The organism is Phenylobacterium ferrooxidans, assembly GCF_042714595.1.
GTDB lineage: Bacteria > Pseudomonadota > Alphaproteobacteria > Caulobacterales > Caulobacteraceae > Phenylobacterium > Phenylobacterium ferrooxidans.
The window spans coordinates 30,770-49,783 of sequence record NZ_JAOTJD010000038.1 but is presented as its reverse complement, the minus strand read 5'-3'; the positions used below and the strand labels follow the sequence as shown (position 1 = coordinate 49,783).

Genomic DNA, 19,014 nt, shown 5'->3' with positions numbered 1-19,014 from the left:
CGCGCGGCGGCGGGGCCGGCGTCCGGATCGGCCTGGTGGATGGCGGGGTGGCGGCGCACCCCAGCCTGGGCCCCGTGGAGCAGCGGGGCTTTGCGCCCGGCGGCCTGAAGGTCAGCGCCCACGGCACCGCGGTGGCCTCCCTGATGGTTGGCCGTGGACGGGCGTTCAGGGGCGCCGCGCCCGGCGCGCGGCTGCTGGTGGCCGACGTCTACGGCGGATCGCCCACTGGAGGCTCGGCGGCGATCATCGCCCAGGCCCTGGCCTGGATGGCCCGGAGCAAGGTCGCCGTGATCAATGTCAGCCTGGTGGGGCCGCCCAACCGCACCCTGCAGGCGGCCGTAGCCGCCCTGGTGGCGCGCGGGCACCTGGTGGTGGCCGCCGTCGGCAATGACGGGCCCGCCGCCCCGCCGCTCTATCCCGCGGCCTATCCCGGCGTGGTGTCGGTCACCGGAGTGGACGCGCGGCGCAGGGTGCTGCCCGAAGCCGGGCGCGGGGGTCACGTGGACTTCGCGGCCCCCGGCGCCGACATGGCCGCCGCTTCGAGCCAGGGAGGCTATGTGGCCCTGCGCGGCACCTCCTTCGCCGCGCCCCTCGTGGCCGGCCGCCTGGCCCTGGAGCTCGCCAGCCCTGACAGGGCGGCCGCGGCGCGCGCGATGGCCGGCCTGGCCCGGCAGGCGACCGACCTTGGGGCCCGCGGCCCCGATCCGACCTACGGCAAGGGCCTCGTGGCGTTCGACCTGCGGACCTCTCCCACCGCCGTCGGCGCCGGCCGGGCCCTGCTCGCGGGCGAGTGATCGGAAAAATCAAAAGACCTGGGATGAAAAGTACGGGTCGCAGCGTTGGACCTCTCATGAGACGCAACTGCGGCTCGAAGACATTGGGAGAACGACATGCGTAGAACCACGATGATCGCGGCCGCGGCCGCAAGTGCTCTTCTCGCCCTTGGCACGGGCGCCCACGCTCAGCTGGTCGGCGGCGCCCTTGGCGGCGGCGGCGGTCTGGGAGGCATGGTCGGCGGGATCGGCGGCGGCGTGACCGGCTCGGGTTCGCTCGGCGGCTCCGTGGACGCCAGCGGGGCCGGTTCAATGGTTCGCGGCGCTTCAGGATACGTCCGCGATACGGCCAGCGCTTCGGCCGACTATGCCCGCGACACCGCCGCCCAGACCGCTCGAGAAGCGCGCGCTCAGGCCCGCGCCGCCAAGCGCGCCGCGGCCCAAGCGGCCCGGTCCACCAGCGCCTCGGCTGACGCCGACGCCTCCGCCAACGCCAACGCCTCCCGCGACGGGGCGGACGCCTCGGTCGGCGTCAACGCATCTGCTCAGGGTTCCGTCTCGCGCCCCCGCTGAGGCTTCCCTTGGAGCGGACGCTGCAGACCTGGGCGTGCCTGGAGAGGCCTGCGTGAGCCGCGCCGGGTCTGACAGTGGAAAGGCCGCCGGGCGCCCCCGGCGGCCTTTCGCATGTCCGCGCAGAGGTTCCCCGATTACCTGCCAGGTCATGGAGCCTGAGCGAACTGAGCGCTATCGTGGGGTCATGACCAGAACAGCTTCGGCCGTGGGCGACCACCTTCGCGACTGGCGCCAACGCCGCCGGATGAGCCAGCTCGACCTTGCCTTGGAGGCGGAGATCTCGACCCGCCATCTCAGCTTCGTGGAGACCGGCCGCGCCCAGCCCAGCCGCGACATGCTGCTGCGCCTGGCCGATCAGCTGGAGATACCGCTGCGGGAGCGCAATGTGATCCTGGTGGCCGCGGGGTTCGCGCCGGTCTTCCCGCAGCGGTCCCTGGACGATCCCGAACTGGCCGCAGCGCGCCGCGCCGTGGAGCTGATCCTCACTGCGCATGAGCCGTTTCCAGCCCTGGCCGTGGACCGTCAGTGGAACCTGGTCAGCGCCAACCGCATGGTTGGGCCGCTGCTTCAGGGGATCGACGCTGACCTTCTGACGCCGCCGCTGAATGTCATCAGGCTGAGCCTGCATCCGCGCGGCCTGGCGCGACGCACGGCCAATCTGCACGAGTGGCGGGCCCATATCCTGGAGCGGCTTCGGCGTGAGGTGGAACTGACCGCCGACGCGGGGCTGGCGGCGCTGCTGACCGAGGTCAGGGCCTATCCGATCCCGGGCGGCCGGGCGCCGCGCAAGCCGTCGGACGAATTCGCCGGCGTGGCGATCCCGTTCCAGCTGAACACGGAGGATAGGGGGGTTCTGTCGTTCCTGTCGGCGACCACGGTGTTTGGCACCCCGGTGGACGTGACCCTGTCGGAACTGACCTTGGAGACCTTCTTCCCGGCCGACGCCGCGACGGCCCGGGCTCTTCGAGCCATGGCCGCCGGGCTGGACGGGTCGGGCTAGTTGCGCGGGGTGGTGGCCGCCCCGGCGATGCCGCCGATGGCCGCGCCGGCGAGCGCGCCCTTGGCGTCGCCGCTGACGACGGCGCCGACGGCCGCGCCGCCCAGGGCGCCGGTGGCCGCTCGTTCCGTAGTGGTGGTGCCGCAGGCCGACAGGGTCATGGCGATGACGGCGGCCGGGGCGAGCATGAGAATCTTACGCATGGGTTCTTCTCCTTCAGTTCGGGAAAGAGAACCCGCAGGTCGCGAGTCTTGTTCCGGACCTAGAAGGACACGCAGGCGCGCTGGGTGACCATCATCACGCTGTCCTGGTGGAACCGCTCAACATAGGCTTGCCGAACCTCCCCCAGTTTGCGGCGGTTCTCGCCATTGGCGGCGGGCAGAACCAGGACGACCACCTTGGCCGCCTCGCGGATCAGCTTGTTCTCCGGGCCGGTCCATTGTCCGCCCCCGTCCAGGACGGTGAGGCCCTCCGGAAAGCGCGGGGTCAGGATCTCGTCGGTGAACTTGCGGAATTCAACGTCGGAGACGCCGGGCTTGTCGCCGATGTTCTGGCCAAAGAACAGCTGGGCGGTGCGCATGGGCTCCTCCCCTGCTGCGCAGCTGAGCCGCGGTTCCAGGCTGGCGCACCCAGACAGGGCGATCAGAGACATCAGGACAAGGGCGGTACGCATCAATTTCACCTCCGCCCCCCGGCGTGGTCGGTCCATCTAAGGTGAATCGGAGGTGTACAAAGCGTTGATACGCCGCCTCATGCCCCAATCAGTTCGCGTCCGATCAGATAGCGGCGGATTTCGTTGGTGCCGGCGCCGATGTCGTAGAGCTTGGCGTCCCGCAGGAGGCGCTCTGCCGGATAGTCGCGGGTGTAGCCCGCGCCGCCCAGGGCCTGGATCGCCTCCAGGCTGACCTTCACGGCGTTCTCCGAGGCCATCAGGATCGCGCCCGCCGCGTCAAACCGCGTGGTCTGGCCCGCGTCGCAGGCCCGCGCCACCGCATAGACATAGGCCCGCGCCGAGTTCAGGGCGACGTACATGTCGGCCACCTTGCCCTGCATGAGCTGGAACGAGCCGATGGGCTTGCCGAACTGCTTGCGCTCCCGGACGTAGGGCAGAACCACGTCCAGGCAGGCTTGCATGATCCCCAGCGGCCCACCCGACAGCACCGTGCGCTCATAGTCCAGGCCGCTCATCAGGACGCCCACGCCGCCGTTCACCGGGCCCATGACGTTCTCTTCCGGGACCTCGCAGTCCTCGAACACCAGCTCGCCGGTGTCGGAGCCGCGCATGCCCATCTTGTCGAGCTTCTGGCCGACCGAGAAACCCTTGAAGTCCTTCTCGATCAGGAAGGCGGTGATGCCCTTGCTGCTCTCACCCGGCGTTGTCTTGGCATAGACCACCAGGACGTCGGCGTGCGGCGCGTTGGTGATCCAAAACTTGGTTCCGTTCAGGACGTAGCGATCCCCGCGATGCTCGGCCTTCAGGCTCATGGAGACGACGTCGGAGCCCGACCCGCTCTCGCTCATGGCCAGCGAGCCCACATGCTCGCCGGAGATCAGGCGCGGCAGGTAGCGGCGCTTCTGCTCGTCGGAGCCCCAGCGGCGGATCTGGTTGACGCAGAGATTGGAGTGGGCGCCGTAGGAGAGGCCGACTGACGCCGAGGCGCGGCTCACCTCCTCCATGGCCACCACGTGTTCGAGGTAGCCGAGACCAAGGCCCCCGAACTCTTCCTCGACGGTGACGCCGTGCAGGCCAAGTTCGCCCATCTGGGGCCAAAGCTGGCGCGGGAAGGTGTTGGTCGCGTCGATCTGCGCCGCGAGGGGCGCGATGCGGTCGGCCGCGAAGCGCGCGGTGGTGTCGCGGATGGCCTCGGCGGTCTCGCCAAGTCCGAAATCCAGCGATGGTCCAGGGTTGGGGATCATGCAGCGGTGTTAGCACGACTAGGCCCAAAACGAGAAAGGGGCCCGGCGATACGCACCAGGCCCCTTCCCCACTATCCCCCCCCGGGAACAGATTTACTCGGCGTCCAGGTCGTCCTCTTCGTCGAGGTCGCCCCGACCCAGACGGTCGAGCATGAGGTAGACCGCAACCCCGAAGAAGCCGATGCCGGCGAGCGCCGCCATCCAGCCCACGGTCATGGGGTTCAGAAGGCCGCCGTCGCTGTCGGGGCTGACGCTGGCCGCCCAGAACAGACCGCCGGCGAAGAAGGCCAGGCCCACCACGGTCAGGCCCACCAGCAGCGGCAGGCTCAGCTTGGGCTGCTCCGGCTCCAGCAGGTCGAAGGCGGGGTCGTAGTCCAGGGTGTCGTCAATCAGGATACGACGCTCTTCGCGCGGCGGCGACGGCAGGCTGAGCTGGTCGTTGGCCGCCGAGGTCTGGCGGTCGAACAGGGTCGGGTGCGATTCGTTAGCGGCGACCGGCAGCTCCAGGCGGGGCCGCTCCATCGGCGCGGGCTCGTAGGTTTCTTCCGGCGGCGTCAGGACGAAGGCGCGATCGCCCCCGGCCATGGCGATGGGCGCGGCGGGCGGCGGCGCGGTGGGCTGGACAAAGACCGGTTGTGGCGTGGCCTCCACCAGCGCGGGCGCAGGGGCCTCGGGCTCAGGCTCAGGGGTCGGCTCAACGCGGGGCGCGGGCTCGAAGGGCGCCTGGGACGCCGGCTCCTCGGCGGTGGTGTCGCGGAAGATCGTCGAGAGGCGCGAGGTGACGCTGGCCGCCGCCGTCTGGGTGGGGCTCAATTCCTCTTCCGGCACGACCGGCACCAGGAGCGGCGCGGGTTGCGCCGTCGCCACGGTGACGGGGCCGACCGCCTCCACCGGCAGAACCGGGGCCGCGTGGGGAGCGACGAAATCGGTCTCGCGCTCGACGATGGCGCGGGGACCGTCCATCGGGGCCTTGAGCGCCGTGGGCGTTTCGCGCGGCACGACGCCGGCGGCGTCCATGTCCACATTGGGACGCAGGATCGGCGACGGGGCCGGGACCCAGCCGTGGGTCGGGGTGAGGAACAGGGTCTTCTCGGCCGAGCGGCGGCGGACCAGGGCGTCGATGACGATGCGTTCGCCCTCGAAGTCGGCCTTGCGCCACAGCTCCATGGCGCAGGCCGCCTGCAGAAGCTGGCCTTCATTGACCCGGCGCAGGACCGAGGAACGGCGGAAGTTGTCGACGCCGATGTTGAAGGCGAAGGCGCACAGCGAATCGAACTGATTCTGGGTCAGCGGGGTGTAGGTCCACTCGTTGACCGAGTGGGCGACCGCGATCAGGTCGTAGAGCAGCAGGGCCTCGGCGTCCTGTTCCGAGACTTCCGCCCCGTCTCGCGCCGTGAGCGTGTGGCCATAGCCGATCGTCCAGCGGCCATCGGCGAGCTGGGCGGACTTCCGGCGGTAACCCTCAAACCGCTTGATCAGGTCGATCGCAGTTCGGGAAACGTGATGACGCGGTTTCATGGCCAGTTGACCCACTTTGAGACAGACGCCGAAGCGCTTGGGTCTCAACGGGCAAGATAGAGGCCGGTTACAGAAGGATCACAGCCGCCAGGCCCAGGAAGGACAGGAAACCCATGAAGTCGGTCACGAATGTGACGAAGACCGACGACGAAACCGCCGGATCGCGTCCCAGGCGATCAAGGGTCAGGGGCACCAGGGTTCCCACCACCGCGGCGATGGACACATTCACGATCAGGGCCAACGCCACGGTGATGGACAGGCGCAGGTCGTGGAACCAGAGGAAGACCGCCACGGACATGATGGCGGCCAGGGTCGCGCCGTTCAGGACGCCGACGCTGACCTCGCGCAGGAAGATGCGCATGGCGTTCGACGCGTTCAGTTCACGGTTGGCCAGGGCGCGGACGGCGACCGCCAGGGTCTGGGTGCCGGCGTTGCCCCCCAGGGAGGCCACGATGGGCATGATGATCGCCAGGGTGACCAGCTTGGTGATCTCGTCCTGGAAGGCGGCGATGACGCTGACGGCCACGGTGGCGGTCAGCAGATTGAGGATCAGCCACGGCAGGCGCGAGCGGACGATGCCCAGCACGCCAGCGTCGCGGCCGGCGTCAGTCACCCCGGCGAGGGCCAGGATGTCCTCCTCGGTCTCATCCTGGATGACGCCGACGATGTCATCGACCGTGATCTGGCCCACCAGCCGCCCGCCCGGCTCCACGACGGGCGCCGAGATCAGGTGGTACTTGTCGAAGATATAGGCCACCTCCTCCTGGTCCATCTGGACGGGGATTTCCGTGATGGCCTCCATGACCTGGGCCAGGGGCGCGTCGCGCCGCGTGCGCAGCAGGTGGCTTACCGGAACCGCGCCCACAGGCCTGTGGGAGGGATCGACGACATAGACGTCGAAGAACAGCTCGGGGAGCTCATCGCCTTCCTTCAGGAAGTGCTCGATGGTCTGACCGACCGTCCAGAACTGAGGGGCCCAGACCACCTCGCGCTGCATCAGGCGGCCGGCGGTCTCGTCCTCATAGGCCAGGCTGCTCTCGATGGCCGAGCGTTCCATCTCCGGCATCGCGGCCAGCACCTGGGCGCGCTTGTCGTCCTCCAGGTCGTCGACGACATCCACCGCGTCGTCGGAGTCCATCTCGCCCAGGGCCTTGGCCAGGGTCGCGTAGGGGACGTGCTCCAGCACGTCCTCGCGGATCTCGGTGTCCAGTTCGGAGAGAATTTCGGCCAGGGCCTCGGGATCGAGGTGGGCCACCACTTCGGAGCGGTAGTCCGAGGATAGGAAGCCCATCAGGTCGGCCACGTCGGCCGGGTGGAGGGCCGCCAGCAACTCGCGCAGGCGTTCGGCGTCGCCACGGTCGATCGCATCGACGACCATGGCCACGAAGTCAGGGTTTAGGGCGTAGTCCTCGCCAAGGGCGAGATCCTCGAGGTCCTCGACCTCGGCGGACGTCAGGCTCTCTCGCGAGGTCCGCAGGTCCAGAACGTCGTCCTTAGGATGTTCGGTGTCGCGGCTCATGCGGACCTCCCCTCCTAACGTATGACGATGTTCTAGCTCTGCAGCTGCGAAAGACCCTGATTCACTGGTGCGGTCGAGAAGACTCGAACTTCCACGGGTTGCCCCACAGCGACCTCAACGCTGCGCGTCTACCAATTCCGCCACGACCGCTCGTGGTGAGGCGCGGCAGGTAGCAAACCCCCGCGCGTTTGTGAAGCGTTGTGGCTAGCCGCCGGCCATATAGTCGTAAACATCGGCCGCGCGGGTGACTGCGATGGAGATGCGATCCTCGTTGATCTGGATCTCTCCACGGGCCACGGGGTGGTTATTGGCCAGGATCCACACCTCTTCGTTGACACCGGCGTCCAGCGGGATCACCGCACCCCGGCCCATTCGCAGCAGCTGCTGCATGGGCAGGGTGGAGCGACCCAGCACCACCGAAATCTCGACGTTGACGGCGTTAACCTGACCCAAAACCCCACCCATCAAAAAACGCTAAGAAATCAAAGGGGGCTTTGCGCCCCCCGATCCTCGAGCCCACATTGGCGCTGACATGCTTGACCGGTCGTTAAATGCTGACGCTCCCGCGCCCTATTTCGGAAGGGCCGACGGCGCCCCTGTGGGATGGGCCGTTTCGACCGGATATGTCGGATACGAGGCCGCCGTCGCCGCCATGGAGGCCCGCGCCGCCGCCATCGCCGAGGGCAAGGCGGGGGAGCTGGTCTGGCTTTTGGAGCACCCGCCGCTCTACACGGCAGGAATTTCAGCGAAAACGGCCGATCTGCTGGAGCCGGACCGATTCCCGGTCTTCGCGACGGCCCGCGGCGGGCAGTTCACCTATCACGGCCCAGGCCAGCGCGTGGCCTATGTGATGCTGGATTTGGGCGCCCGCCAACGCGACGTGCGCGCATTCGTCGCTGGCCTTGAGGCCTGGGTTATCGGCGCCCTGGCGCGGTTCAACGTGACCGGAGAGATTCGCGATGGCCGGGTGGGCGTCTGGGTCGAGCGCCGGGTGTCCGGCGCGCGCACGCGTGAGGACAAGATCGCCGCCATCGGGGTGAAGCTGCGCCGCTGGGTGTCGTTCCACGGCGTCTCGCTGAACGTGGAGCCTGATCTCGACCACTTCTCCGGCATCGTCCCCTGCGGCCAGACCGAGCACGGGGTCACCAGCCTGGTGGACCTGGGCCTGCCGGTCACCATGGATGAGGCCGACGCCGCGCTGATGGAAAGCTTCGGCCAGGTGTTCGGGCCCGTGGAGCGAGTGGAGGCGCCGATCTGACGCTTTCTTTCCTCCCCAATTTATGGGGGAGGGGGACCGCCGATAGGCGGTGGAGGGGGCGCGACCGGACACCGTGGATGGGGCTCGCCCCCTTCACCACGCTACGCGCGGTCCCCCTCCCCCGTTCGCTTCGCGACAGGGGAGGAAAAGATCTTCAGGCCACCGCAGCCCTCAGCGGGTTGGCGCCATAGCGGTTGGTCCCCTGCTCGCTCCCCATGACCCCCAGCTCCACCACCGCCCAGACCAGCAGCAGCGACAGCAGGACATCGGCGGGGTTCATCGGCGGCTGCCAGACGGCCACCAGGGCGAAGAGAATCGGCGCGGCCCACCAGCCGGACTTGCCCCGATCGTGCAGGCGTTTGGACAGCACACAGGCGCCGCCATAGATCAGGGCCGGATAGACGAACCAGCCGGTCAGCCAGTGCAGGGTGACGCCGGCCACCGCCTCATAGACCGCCGCCAAGGCGATCAGCAGCGCCGCCCCGATGAGGAACGGCGTCCGGCCCAGGCGGCCCCCTGCGGTGAAGAACAGGGCCGCCCAGTCGGTCTGCATCAGGCGAACTCCACCAGCACCTCGTCGGCGGCGACCGAATCGCCAGCCTGGGCGCCGACGGTCTTCACGGTGCCGTCCCGTTCGGCGCGGATGATGTTCTGCATCTTCATGGCCTCCACGACGCAAACCGCCTCGCCGGCCCGCACCAGCTGGCCGGGAATGACGTCCAGGGTCACCACCAGACCCGGCATGGGGGAGAGGATCATCTTGGAGGTGTCAGCCGCCTTCTTGGGCGGTAGCTTCTCATGCAGCTCGGCGGAGCGTGGGGTCAGGACCAGGACATTGAGGGTGGTGGCCCGGTGGCGGATCACGAAGCCCTCGGCGGCGGGCTTGACCGCCACGGTGAAGGCCCTGCCGTCCAGCACGCCGCGGAACACGTGCTTGCCCGGCCGCCAGTCGACGTCGGTAAGGGTGAGCGCCCGGTTCTCGTTCACGTACTCCACCTGATAGGCCGCCCCGCCGTTGGAGAGGCGCACCAGGCGCTTGTCGTGGCCGGCGATGACGATCCACTCGTCCCGCAGCAGCTGGGGCGCGGAGCGGGCGGTTACGATGCGGTGCATGGCGCAGGCCACGGCCGAGACCAGGTCGCGCTGCCAGTCGGTGGGCGGGGTCCCGAGGAAGCCTTCGGGGAACTCGTCCTTGATGTAGTTGGTGGAGAGCTGCCCGCTTCGGAACCGCTCCTGGTCCATGACGGCGGCCAGGAAGGGGATGTTCTGGCCCAGCCCCTCGATGTGGAAGTCCTCCAGCGCCCGGCCCATGGCGTCGATGGCCGCCAGCCGCGTCGGCGCCCAGGTCGAGAGCTTGGAGATCATCGGGTCGTAGAACATCGAGATCTCGTCGCCCTCGCGGACGCCGGCGTCGTTGCGCACGATGACGTCGCCGACCTGGCCCTCTTCCGGCGGGTAGTAGCGCACCAGGCGGCCGATGGAGGGCAGGAAGCCGCGATAGGGGTCCTCCGCATAGATGCGGCTCTCGATGGACCAGCCGTTGATGGCCAGGTCCTTCTGCGCGAAGGTCAGCTTCTCGCCATAGGCCGAGCGGATCATCTGCTCCACCAGGTCGACCCCGGTGATCAGCTCGGTGACCGGGTGCTCCACCTGCAGGCGGGTGTTCATCTCCAGGAAGAAGAAACTCTTGTCCTGGCCGGCGACGAACTCGACCGTGCCGGCCGAGTCGTAGTTGACGGCCTTGGCGAGCGCCACGGCCTGGGCGCCCATGGCGGCGCGGGTCTCCTCGTCCAGCAGAGGCGACGGCGCCTCCTCGATGACCTTCTGGTTGCGGCGCTGGATGGAGCACTCGCGCTCGAACAGGTGGACGACGTTACCGTGCTTGTCGCCGAGCACCTGGATCTCGATGTGGCGCGGGCTCTCGATGAACTTCTCGATGAAGATGCGGTCGTCACCGAAGCTCGACTTGGCCTCGGCCTTCACCGCCGGGAAGCCCTCCTCGACGTCCTTCTGGTTCCAGGCGACCCGGATGCCCTTGCCGCCGCCGCCGGCCGAGGCCTTGATCATCACCGGATAGCCGATGTCCTCGCTGATCTTGATGGCGTGCGCCGTGTCGTCGATCTCCCCGACGTGGCCGGGGACCACCGAGACCCCGGCTCTGGTGGCGAACTTCTTGGATTCGATCTTGTCGCCCATCGCCTCGATGGCGTGGGGGTTGGGACCGATGAAGACGATCCCCTCCTCCTCCAGCCGCCGCGCGAAGGACGCGTTTTCCGAGAGGAAACCGAAGCCGGGGTGGATGGCCTCCGCGCCGGTTTCCCGGGCCGCGGCCACGATCTTGTCGGCGACCAGGTAGCTTTCGGAGGCCGGCGCGCCACCGATGAAGACGGTTTCGTCGGCCATCTCGACGGCCATGCTGTCGGCGTCGGCCTCGGAATAGACCACCACGGTGGCGATCCCCATGCGGCGGCAGGTCTTGATGATGCGGACCGCGATTTCGCCGCGGTTGGCGATCAGAATCTTTGAGAACATGCTGATGTCTTAGCGCAAAATCGCGCGGGCGAGACAGTCCGTGGTCCTGGGCATGACGTAACCTCCCTTACAGCGTGACAGCCTGAAGTGGGCGCCGGTTCAGGCGCCCGTCACGCTCAACATCAAAAGCCCGAGCCTTTCTGTTTCAGAAGAGATTTCTGAAACAGAAAGGCTCGGGCAGCGCTTCCGTACTTGGGGGAGAGACCCTAGATTGGACCGCATGAGCACGCCAGAAGCCACCCTCTCCCCGTCCGGTTTTGACCTGACACCTCCCGACGCAGCGGAACGCAAGCGCCTCGAGGACGATCTCACCCGCGAAGAGGCCGAGGTGCTGCTGCATCACGGCACCGAGGCGGCCTTCTGCGGCGGCCTGCTGGATAATAAGGAGGACGGCGCCTATTGCTGCCGGCTCTGCGGCCTGCCGCTGTTCCAGGCCAAGACCAAGTTCGAGAGCGGCACCGGCTGGCCCAGCTTCTTCGCCCCCATCGACGAGGCTCATGTCCTGGCGGTGAAGGACACCAGCTACGGCATGATCCGCATCGAGACCCGCTGCGCCCGCTGCGACAGCCACCAGGGCCATGTCTTCCCCGACGGTCCCGCGCCGACCCGGCTGCGGTATTGCATCAATTCGATCTCGCTGGAGTTCGTGCAGAACGGTCAGGCGCTGCGCGATCCGCTGGAGCGCGGCGACAACCAGCACCTGGCGATCGCCTAGAGGCCCAGCTCCGCCGCCGCGATCTGCGCGATCTGCAGGGCGCCGGCGGGGTTGTTCCCATCTGCCAGGGTCCACGAGGCCGAGAGGCCGGCATAGGCCAGCAGCCACTGCATCGTCCGCACAGGCTCGAGCACGGCCGCCTGGCTCACCACTCTCACCTGGCTGGCGATACGTCCGGGGATGACGGCTGTGGCCAGGTCCGGATTGCACAACAGGTTGGCGTAGTCATAGCCACGCTCGCCGATCAGCCCCTTGGGGTCGATGGCCAGCCATCCCAGGTCGCCGAAATCCAGGAAGTTGCCGTGGTGGGCGTCGCCGTGCAGGACGCGGACCTCGCGCGGATCGGCCAGCAGCGCCCGCGACATCTCGTAGGACTTGGCCAGGACGCCGCCGTGGCGGTTGGCGGCGGGCGCCAGTTGCCCGAACCAGTCCGGCAGCGGCCTGAGGGTGTAGGGCAGCTTCCCAGCGCGCGGCGCGTGGAGGCCATCCAGCGCCGAGCAGATGATGCGGCTGGCGTCGCCGTCCTGGCCGTTCCTGGCCATGTCGGCGAGCGATCCGGCGCCGGTGGCGCGGACCATCAGCAGAGCCTCGCCCTCGTGCGCCAGGACCGGCGCGGCCCCCTCCCCGTTCCACCAGGCCATCAGGACGCCCCCGGCGATCTCCTCGGGCGCATGGCTTACCTTGAGCATGGCGGCGATCCCGTCCTTGCGAACAGGCAGAAGCCGTCCCCCAAGGCTGGTGAACGGCTCCCCGTCGGGCGTCAGGCGCCAACGGTTGATCCAGGTCCTGAACGTCTCCTCCGACACGCCGCCACCCTAGGGCCGGCGGCGAGCAGTGTCAGCAGGGTCAGCTTTCGCCTTCGGCCTGGTCCCGCAGGACGGTGTTCTCACCCATCGGAGCAGGCGGACGGCGCGTGGCGCCTGCATCGAAGCGAAGGTTGTTCTGCACGTGTTTCACGCCGCCGATATGCTCGATGATCGCCTCGGCGTGGTGCTTGGCGCGGCGATCGCCGATCGTGCCCGTCAGGGTGACCTCGCCATCCTGCACCGCCACGGTTATTCCCGAGGCGTCGATGTGGTCATCGTCGGTCAGGCGGTCGTGGACATCCTCGCTGATGCGCTCGTCGCTGCGGATGTAGCCCTGAGGGCCGAGGCCCCGATGGCCGGTCACGCGGTAGGTGCGATACTCGCCCGGGTGGTCCTGGCGCGGGCTGGATTCATAGCGGCCACCGCCTTGCCGCCCATTGTCGCCATAGGAACGCCCGCCCCGGCTGTCTTCCTGAGCCTGGCGTCCGCCATCGCCGCGATAGACGCGGTCGCCGTAGGGCGAGACCCGTTCGCCAGGATCGGAGCCGTTCTGACCATAGCCTCCGGTAAATCCTGCGTAGCTGCCGACCCCATAGCGGGGGCCGACATAGCCCCTCTCAAAGCTTTGGCCCTGCCCGGGACGGTCGTCCTCACCAGCCTGGTAGTCGGCCGCCGCCTCATCCCAATCTTGGCTGTGGCGGGGGTTCCGGCGATACTCGGGAGGCCGCCCGCCGCGCTCGTTGCTTCCATCGCCCATCTGCGTTTTCCCAGGTTGTAAGGACTTGCTGGTCCAACAACCCCGGGCGGGTGGGCTTGTTCCGGCCTAGCGGGTCACTTCAGGCGTGTTCGACGCGGCTTGGAGGCCTTGACGATCGCGCCCTTGGGAAGCGGGTGATTGTCGCTGTCATCCCACATCAGGTGGTGCAGGATCTGGAACAGGAAGGCGGTGGACCAGCCGATGAGCAGCATGCCGTTGATCGCCTCCAGAACCCCCACGATGCGCCAACGGTCGGGCAGGATCGCGCCGGTTTCGCCGACCGTCGAATAGGAACTGGTGGAAAAATAGAGCGCCTGCTCCAAGGTCGGGAGCATCTGCATCTTCCAGTAGACCAGCGCGTAGAGCCAGATCTCGAGGCCGTGCAGGACGAAGAGCCCCAGGACCACGCCCAGCGGGACCAGGACGCGGTCCAGGTTTATCCAGCGGGTGAAGCGCTCCAGATGCCACTTTAGCAGCGCCTGCAGAACGTCCAGGCCCAACAGGTGGACAAGCACGGTCGCCGTGACGATGGCCGTGGAGATCAGAAGCTGGTGTGCAAGCACGTTCATGGCGTTCGGCGACCCTGCGCCCCCTACAGCGGAATGTTATCGTGCTTTTTCCAGGGGTTGGTCAGTTGCTTGCCCCGCAGGTTCTTCAGGGAGCGGGCGATGCGCTTGCGGGTGTTGTGGGGCTTGATGACGTCGTCGATGTAGCCGCGGCTGGCGGCGATGAAGGGGTTGGCGAAGCGGGACTTGTACTCGGCCTCACGGGCGGCGATGGCGTCGGGGTCGCCGATCTCGGCGCGGAAGATGATCTCCACGGCGCCCTTGGAGCCCATGACGGCGATCTCGGCGGTGGGCCAGGCATAGTTCACGTCGCCGCGGATGTGCTTCGAGCTCATCACGTCATAGGCGCCGCCATAGGCCTTGCGGGTGATCAGGGTCACCTTGGGCACGGTGGCCTCGGCATAGGCGAACAAGAGCTTGGCGCCGTGGCGGATCAGACCGCCCTGCTCCTGCTTGGTGCCCGGCATGAAGCCCGGCACATCCACCAGGGTCACCAGGGGGATCTCGAAGGCGTCGCAGAAGCGCACGAAGCGGGCGCCCTTACGGCTGGAGTCGATGTCCAGCACGCCGGCCAGCACCTGGGGCTGGTTGGCGACGATGCCGATGGTGCGGCCGTCCATGCGGGCGAAGCCGCAGATGATGTTCTTGGCGAAGTCCGGGGCGATCTCGAAGAAGTCAGCCTCGTCCACGATCTTGAGGATCAGCTCCTTCATGTCGTAGGGCTTGTTGGGGTTGGACGGCACCAGGGTGTCGAGGCTCATCTCGTCGCGCTCGACATTGTCGAAGCTCTCCCGGACCGGGGGCTTCTCGCGGTTCGAAAGCGGCAGGAAATCCACCAGGCGGCGCACCTGGGTGAGCGCCTCCAGGTCGTTCTCGAAGGCGCCGTCGGCGACGCCGGACTTCATGGCGTGGACGCGGTAGCCCCCCAGCTCCTCGTGGGTGACCTCCTCGTGGGTCACGGTGCGGACCACGTCGGGGCCGGTGACGTACATGTAGCTCGTATCCTTCACCATGAAGATGAAGTCGGTGATGGCGGGGGAATAGACGTCACCCCCGGCGCAGGGGCCCATGATGACGCTGATCTGCGGGATGACACCGCTGGCCAGCGTGTTCTGCAGGAAGATGTCGGCATAGCCTGCCAAGCCGTCGACCCCCTCCTGGATGCGCGCGCCGCCGGCGTCGAACAGGCCGATGATCGGGGCGCCGACCTTGAGCGCCTGCTGCTGCACCTTGACGATCTTCTGCGCATGCGCGTTGGAAAGAGATCCGCCGAAGACCGTGAAATCCTTGGAGAACACAAAGACCAGGCGGCCGTTGATATTGCCCCAGCCGGTGACCACGCCATCGCCCGGCACCCGGTTGTCGGCCATGCCGAAGTCGGTGGCCCGGTGCTCGACGAACATGTCGAACTCCTCGAAGGAGCCTTCGTCCAGCAACAGGTCCAGGCGCTCGCGTGCGGTGAGTTTGCCCTTGGCGTGCTGGCTCTGGATGCGGCGCTCGCCGCCGCCCATGCGGGCTTCCGCGCGACGCTTCTCAAGCTCCTCGATGATATGCTTCAAGGCCGGCCCCTCTTAACGCTCTGTGCTGGGATCAAGCCCTAGTCGCGCCCGGAAGCCGGCGCAAGTTCACCGGGCGTCAGCTAGAGGGCCTTGAACCAGCGCTCGAGCATGTGCGCCTCCACCATGTGACGGGCGGTGCGTTCGGCGGCCTCGTCGTCGACGCCCCATTTCTCTTCCTGGAAGGTCTCATCCAGCCGCGATAGTTCCAGGGCCTGAAGGCCGGTCATCCAGCCGCGCGCCAGGCCAAAGGCCAGGACCGCCGAGCCGAAGAGGGCTGTGCCGAAAGCGACGCCGGCCAGGCCAAAGTCGTCGAGATCCAGCGCCATGGCCTTCACCTTGGCCAGGGTCTCGTCGGGTTGGGTGCGGTGAACGATGCCCGCAGCCCTTACGAAAGCGACCTCGAACTCCCGCTCAGCACGCTCCAGGACCGGGCCCCAATGCTGCTGCTGGCGGTCCACGAGCCCCACCGGATCCTCGGCGAAATAGCAGAGCAGGTCAGAGCCGGCATAGTCGGCGATCTGAGCCGCCGTGCCGTCACGCGCCTGGGGGATGGCGTCGAGCGCCGTGTTGGCCAGGCGGGTCGCGTGCATCAGGGCCATCTCGATATGCTCACCCTGGGCGGCCCACTCCGCGGCGACGAGGTCGGCCAGGGCCTGGGTCGGCAGAACCATCAGGGCCGACCGGGGACTGCGCAGGCTGCGGCTGTCCAGCTTCACCGCGAAGCCGCCCTCGACGGCCTCAACCGCGACGCTCTTGTAGAAGCGGCGGGGCTTCTCGCCAGCTTCCTTGAATCCCTTGGCCACGTAGTCCTCCAGACGCCAGCGACGGAAACGGTCGCCGTGCGCGTGCAAATGAGCGTTGGATGAGATTTGCGCAAGGAGGCTCGCCTTGGCTGACCGCGACCTGGACGCCGCCATCGCCGTGACCCGCTTCGGACTGGGCGCGCGGTCCGGTGAGATCCGCGGGGCGCGCCAGGACCCGCGCGGCTTCCTGAAGGCCCAGATCCACCGCGAAGGCGCGCAGCAGCCGCAGGCGGGCGCCGAGACGGCGCAGCAGCGCCTGGGCGAGTTCCGTGACTACCAGCAGGACCGCAAGGCGATGAAGGCGGCCCAGGGGCCGAATGATCCCAGGCCTGGCCACCGCGACCCCGTGAAGATGGCCCAGAGGATGCTCCGCGAGGATACCGGCGCTGACTTCACGGCCCGCGCCCGTCTCGGCGCCCTGACGCCCGAGGGCTTCCGCGAACGCTGGGCCCTGTTCTGGGCCAACCACTTCACGGTGTCCGCCACCAAGCTGATCACCGCCACGGTCGTGGGGCCCTATGAGCAGGAAGCGATCCGACCGCACGTGTTCGGCGCTTTCGCCCAACTGCTGGGCGCCGCCGAGACCCACCCCGCCATGCTGCTCTATCTGGACCAGGCCCAGTCCATCGGCCCCGGCAGTCCCGCGGCGAAATACGCGAGGCGCGCGGGCAGGACGCCAGGCCTGAACGAGAATCTGGCCCGGGAGATCCTGGAACTGCACACCGTCGGCGTGGACGGCGGCTATGCCCAGGCCGACGTCACCGAGTTCGCCCGCGCCCTGACCGGGCTCTCCATCGGCGGCCTGCGCGAGGACCCCAGCCGAGCCGGCGCGCCAATATTCCGCCCCATGGCCCACGAGCCGGGCGCGCGGACGGTTATGGGGGTGCGCTATCCGGCCGGCGGCAGGGAACAGGCGGGCGTGATCCTGGCCGACCTCGCCCAAAAGCCCGCCACCGCCCGCTTCATCTGCGGCAAGATCGCCCGGCACTTCGTGGCCGACACTCCGCCGCCGGTCCTGGTGGACCGCCTGGAGCGCCGCTGGCTAGACACCGGCGGCCAGCTCGGCGAGGTGGCAAAGGCTCTGATCGACGCACCGGAAGCCTGGGCCCCGACCCAGGCCAAGTTCAAGACGCCCTACGAGTTCCTGATCTCCAGCTGGCGGGCGGCGGGCGGAGTCCCGCGAGACATCAGCGTCCTGGCGCCCACCTTGAACGCCATGGGCCAGCGGGCCTTCAGTGCTCCCTCCCCCAAGGGCTGGCCCGAGGACACCGCATCCTGGGCGGGGCCGGACGCGATCATCAAACGGATGGCCTGGGCGCAGAGCTTCGCCGCCGCCGCCATCGTCGACCGCGATCCCGGACGGTTGGCGAGCGAGGCGCTCGGCGCGCGTTTGTCCGCCCCGACCGCGACCGCCATCGCCCGCGCCGAGACCCGCGCCGAGGGCTTGGCCCTGTTGCTGATGAGCCCGGAGTTCCAACGCCGATGACCGCCAAACCCACCCGCCGCGCCGCCCTGGCCACCGCCTCGGGCTTCGGCCTCTCCCTGCAGTTCGTCGCCCGCCAGGCCTTCGCGGCCTCGGAGGGGGCGCAAGGTCGCCGCAAGCTGATCGTGATGATCTGCCGGGGCGGGATGGACGGCTTGTCCGTCGCCCCGCCGGTGGGCGACCCCGACTACCAGGGCCTGCGCCGGGCCATCGCCCTGGACGACAACGCCCTGAAGCTGGACGGGACCTTCAGCCTGCACCCGTCGCTGCCCTCGGTCCACGCCATGGCGCGGGTCGGTGAGGCGCGAATCGTCCCCGCTGTCGCCACGCCCGATCGCGCGCGGTCGCACTTCGAGGCTCAGGACGTGCTGGAGAGCGGCGCCGCAGGGGTCTACGGCGCCAGCAGCGGCTGGTTGAACCGAGCGGTGAGCAGCCTCTCGGCCCAGCGCAAGGTCGAGGCCCTCTCGGTGGGACCCACCGCGCCGTTGATCCTGCGCGGGCCGGCGCCGGTGTCCTCCTGGTCGCCGGGCAAGGGCGTCGACGCCTCGGCCCGCCTGCCGACTCTGCTGCAGGACCTCTACAGGGACGATCCGGTGCTCGGCCCCGCCCTGGCCCGGGGCCTCGCCACCGAGACCATGGCCCAGGCGGCGATGACCAGCCTCGGGGGCGGCGCCTCGATGACCGCCATGACGCCCGCCAACGCCCAAGGGCTGGCGCGTCAGGGGGCGGAGGCGGCGCGGAAGCTGGGGTCGACCGTCGCGGGCTTCATGCGCGAGCCCGGCGGCCCGCAGATCGCGGTGGTCAGCCTCGACGGCTTCGACACCCACGCCAACCAATTGGGCCAGCTGGCGCCACGCCTGACCTATCTGGACGCCGCGCTGGACGGGCTGCGCGCGGGCCTCGGCGGGGCGTGGAAGGACAGCGTGGTGCTGGTGACCACCGAGTTCGGGCGCACGGCGCGGGTGAATGGCACAGGCGGCACCGACCATGGCACGGCCTCGACAGCCCTGGTGCTGGGCGGAGCGTTGAAACCCGGCGGCATCGTCGGCGACTGGCCGACCCTGAAGAGCTCGGCCCTGTTCGAGGCCCGTGACCTGGCCCCGACCCTGGACATGCGTGGCCTGTTCAAGGGGGTGCTGGCCGACCATATGGGGTTGGATCGACGGGCGCTGGAGACCACGGTCTTTCCCGATAGTGCGGCCGCCCGGCCCGTGACGGGACTGGTCTAGCCGTCCGGT

Annotated in this window: 20 protein-coding genes and 1 tRNA gene; 7 read left to right on the top strand and 14 right to left on the bottom strand. The window is 68.5% G+C overall.

Annotated elements, in window-relative coordinates:
* The 3 genes from OCL97_RS17500 to OCL97_RS17490 form a co-directional block, all read left to right on the top strand.
* The coding region (locus tag OCL97_RS17500; RefSeq protein WP_377371122.1) for a S8 family serine peptidase at positions 1-794 on the top strand (794 nt) is incomplete at its 5' end.
* Between the two features lie 96 nt (positions 795-890).
* Positions 891-1,346, top strand: a complete 456-nt coding sequence (locus tag OCL97_RS17495; RefSeq protein WP_377371121.1) for a hypothetical protein — start codon at positions 891-893, stop codon at positions 1,344-1,346.
* A gap of 184 nt (positions 1,347-1,530) precedes the next feature.
* Positions 1,531-2,346 carry a helix-turn-helix domain-containing protein gene (locus tag OCL97_RS17490; protein WP_377371120.1) on the top strand — a complete coding sequence of 272 codons (816 nt, stop codon included), beginning with the start codon at positions 1,531-1,533 and terminating at the stop codon, positions 2,344-2,346.
* On the opposite strand, the gene OCL97_RS17485 is transcribed toward OCL97_RS17490, so the two are convergent.
* The 7 genes from OCL97_RS17485 to OCL97_RS17455 all read right to left on the bottom strand — a co-directional run bounded on the left by OCL97_RS17485 (position 2,343) and on the right by OCL97_RS17455 (position 7,762).
* On the bottom strand, positions 2,343-2,546 hold the full coding sequence (locus OCL97_RS17485; protein ID WP_377371119.1) for a hypothetical protein: 204 nt from the start codon (positions 2,544-2,546) through the stop codon (positions 2,343-2,345). The two genes, OCL97_RS17490 and OCL97_RS17485, sit on opposite strands and share 4 nt — an antisense overlap.
* A gap of 59 nt (positions 2,547-2,605) precedes the next feature.
* The gene (locus tag OCL97_RS17480; RefSeq protein ID WP_377371118.1) at positions 2,606-3,016 is read right to left on the bottom strand and encodes a DUF3574 domain-containing protein; all 411 of its coding nucleotides are present in this window, start codon (positions 3,014-3,016) and stop codon (positions 2,606-2,608) included.
* Positions 3,017-3,093: 77 nt separating this feature from the next.
* The gene (locus tag OCL97_RS17475; RefSeq protein ID WP_377371117.1) at positions 3,094-4,260 is read right to left on the bottom strand and encodes an isovaleryl-CoA dehydrogenase; all 1,167 of its coding nucleotides are present in this window, start codon (positions 4,258-4,260) and stop codon (positions 3,094-3,096) included.
* Between the two features lie 93 nt (positions 4,261-4,353).
* A complete protein-coding gene (locus OCL97_RS17470; protein ID WP_377371116.1) occupies positions 4,354-5,778 on the bottom strand; it encodes a lysozyme in 1,425 nt (474 codons plus the stop codon).
* 67 nt (positions 5,779-5,845) lie between these two features.
* Positions 5,846-7,297: a magnesium transporter gene (gene mgtE, locus OCL97_RS17465; RefSeq protein WP_304778294.1), complete on the bottom strand. Its 1,452-nt coding sequence runs from the start codon at positions 7,295-7,297 to the stop codon at positions 5,846-5,848.
* Between the two features lie 65 nt (positions 7,298-7,362).
* Positions 7,363-7,447, bottom strand: a tRNA-Leu gene (locus tag OCL97_RS17460).
* Positions 7,448-7,501: 54 nt separating this feature from the next.
* Positions 7,502-7,762, bottom strand: a complete 261-nt coding sequence (locus OCL97_RS17455; RefSeq protein ID WP_215339996.1) for a FliM/FliN family flagellar motor switch protein — start codon at positions 7,760-7,762, stop codon at positions 7,502-7,504.
* A gap of 67 nt (positions 7,763-7,829) precedes the next feature.
* On the opposite strand from OCL97_RS17455, the gene lipB reads away from it, so the two are divergent.
* A complete protein-coding gene (gene lipB, locus OCL97_RS17450; RefSeq protein ID WP_377371115.1) occupies positions 7,830-8,555 on the top strand; it encodes a lipoyl(octanoyl) transferase LipB in 726 nt (241 codons plus the stop codon).
* 154 nt (positions 8,556-8,709) lie between these two features.
* Here the strand turns inward: lipB and OCL97_RS17445 are convergent, their stop codons facing one another.
* Positions 8,710-9,108: a DUF805 domain-containing protein gene (locus OCL97_RS17445; RefSeq protein WP_377371114.1), complete on the bottom strand. Its 399-nt coding sequence runs from the start codon at positions 9,106-9,108 to the stop codon at positions 8,710-8,712.
* Positions 9,108-11,087 (bottom strand): acetyl-CoA carboxylase biotin carboxylase subunit, encoded by a 1,980-nt coding sequence (locus OCL97_RS17440; protein ID WP_377371113.1) that lies wholly within the window; start codon positions 11,085-11,087, stop codon positions 9,108-9,110. Before OCL97_RS17440 ends, OCL97_RS17445 begins: the two co-directional genes overlap by 1 nt.
* Before the next feature lie 220 nt (positions 11,088-11,307).
* On the opposite strand from OCL97_RS17440, the gene msrB reads away from it, so the two are divergent.
* Positions 11,308-11,802, top strand: a complete 495-nt coding sequence (gene msrB / locus OCL97_RS17435; protein WP_377371112.1) for a peptide-methionine (R)-S-oxide reductase MsrB — start codon at positions 11,308-11,310, stop codon at positions 11,800-11,802.
* Here the strand turns inward: msrB and OCL97_RS17430 are convergent.
* From OCL97_RS17430 to OCL97_RS17410, 5 genes are all read right to left on the bottom strand, one after another.
* A complete protein-coding gene (locus tag OCL97_RS17430) occupies positions 11,799-12,608 on the bottom strand; it encodes an aminoglycoside phosphotransferase family protein (RefSeq protein ID WP_377371111.1) in 810 nt (269 codons plus the stop codon). The genes msrB and OCL97_RS17430 overlap by 4 nt on opposite strands.
* Before the next feature lie 40 nt (positions 12,609-12,648).
* On the bottom strand, positions 12,649-13,365 hold the full coding sequence (locus tag OCL97_RS17425) for a BON domain-containing protein (RefSeq protein WP_377371110.1): 717 nt from the start codon (positions 13,363-13,365) through the stop codon (positions 12,649-12,651).
* Positions 13,366-13,439: 74 nt separating this feature from the next.
* Entirely contained in the window at positions 13,440-13,934 is a 495-nt protein-coding gene (locus tag OCL97_RS17420) for an ion channel (protein ID WP_377371109.1), read from the bottom strand.
* A 23-nt stretch (positions 13,935-13,957) separates the two neighbouring features.
* A complete protein-coding gene (locus OCL97_RS17415; protein WP_377371108.1) occupies positions 13,958-15,490 on the bottom strand; it encodes an acyl-CoA carboxylase subunit beta in 1,533 nt (510 codons plus the stop codon).
* Positions 15,491-15,570: 80 nt separating this feature from the next.
* Positions 15,571-16,293 carry an ATP12 family chaperone protein gene (locus tag OCL97_RS17410; RefSeq protein ID WP_377371107.1) on the bottom strand — a complete coding sequence of 241 codons (723 nt, stop codon included), beginning with the start codon at positions 16,291-16,293 and terminating at the stop codon, positions 15,571-15,573.
* Between the two features lie 85 nt (positions 16,294-16,378).
* On the opposite strand from OCL97_RS17410, the gene OCL97_RS17405 reads away from it, so the two are divergent.
* Entirely contained in the window at positions 16,379-17,779 is a 1,401-nt protein-coding gene (locus OCL97_RS17405) for a DUF1800 domain-containing protein (RefSeq protein WP_377371106.1), read from the top strand.
* Positions 17,776-19,005 (top strand): DUF1501 domain-containing protein, encoded by a 1,230-nt coding sequence (locus OCL97_RS17400; RefSeq protein ID WP_377371105.1) that lies wholly within the window; start codon positions 17,776-17,778, stop codon positions 19,003-19,005. Before OCL97_RS17405 ends, OCL97_RS17400 begins: the two co-directional genes overlap by 4 nt.
* Positions 19,006-19,014 lie beyond the last annotated feature (9 nt).

Bases quoted from the DNA above. Each gene is read 5' to 3' on its own strand.
- OCL97_RS17420 (WP_377371109.1), bottom strand. From the start codon at position 13,934: ATGAACGTGCTTGCACACCAGCTTCTGATCTCCACGGCCATCGTCACG.
- OCL97_RS17455 (WP_215339996.1), bottom strand. From the start codon at position 7,762: ATGGGTGGGGTTTTGGGTCAGGTTAACGCCGTCAACGTCGAGATTTCG.
- OCL97_RS17470 (WP_377371116.1), bottom strand. From the start codon at position 5,778: ATGAAACCGCGTCATCACGTTTCCCGAACTGCGATCGACCTGATCAAG.
- OCL97_RS17480 (WP_377371118.1), bottom strand. From the start codon at position 3,016: ATGCGTACCGCCCTTGTCCTGATGTCTCTGATCGCCCTGTCTGGGTGC.
- msrB (WP_377371112.1), top strand. From the start codon at position 11,308: ATGAGCACGCCAGAAGCCACCCTCTCCCCGTCCGGTTTTGACCTGACA.
- OCL97_RS17425 (WP_377371110.1), bottom strand. From the start codon at position 13,365: ATGGGCGATGGAAGCAACGAGCGCGGCGGGCGGCCTCCCGAGTATCGC.
- OCL97_RS17490 (WP_377371120.1), top strand. From the start codon at position 1,531: ATGACCAGAACAGCTTCGGCCGTGGGCGACCACCTTCGCGACTGGCGC.
- OCL97_RS17485 (WP_377371119.1), bottom strand. From the start codon at position 2,546: ATGCGTAAGATTCTCATGCTCGCCCCGGCCGCCGTCATCGCCATGACC.
- OCL97_RS17475 (WP_377371117.1), bottom strand. From the start codon at position 4,260: ATGATCCCCAACCCTGGACCATCGCTGGATTTCGGACTTGGCGAGACC.
- OCL97_RS17495 (WP_377371121.1), top strand. From the start codon at position 891: ATGCGTAGAACCACGATGATCGCGGCCGCGGCCGCAAGTGCTCTTCTC.
- OCL97_RS17440 (WP_377371113.1), bottom strand. From the start codon at position 11,087: ATGTTCTCAAAGATTCTGATCGCCAACCGCGGCGAAATCGCGGTCCGC.
- OCL97_RS17400 (WP_377371105.1), top strand. From the start codon at position 17,776: ATGACCGCCAAACCCACCCGCCGCGCCGCCCTGGCCACCGCCTCGGGC.
- mgtE (WP_304778294.1), bottom strand. From the start codon at position 7,297: ATGAGCCGCGACACCGAACATCCTAAGGACGACGTTCTGGACCTGCGG.
- lipB (WP_377371115.1), top strand. From the start codon at position 7,830: ATGCTTGACCGGTCGTTAAATGCTGACGCTCCCGCGCCCTATTTCGGA.
- OCL97_RS17445 (WP_377371114.1), bottom strand. From the start codon at position 9,108: ATGCAGACCGACTGGGCGGCCCTGTTCTTCACCGCAGGGGGCCGCCTG.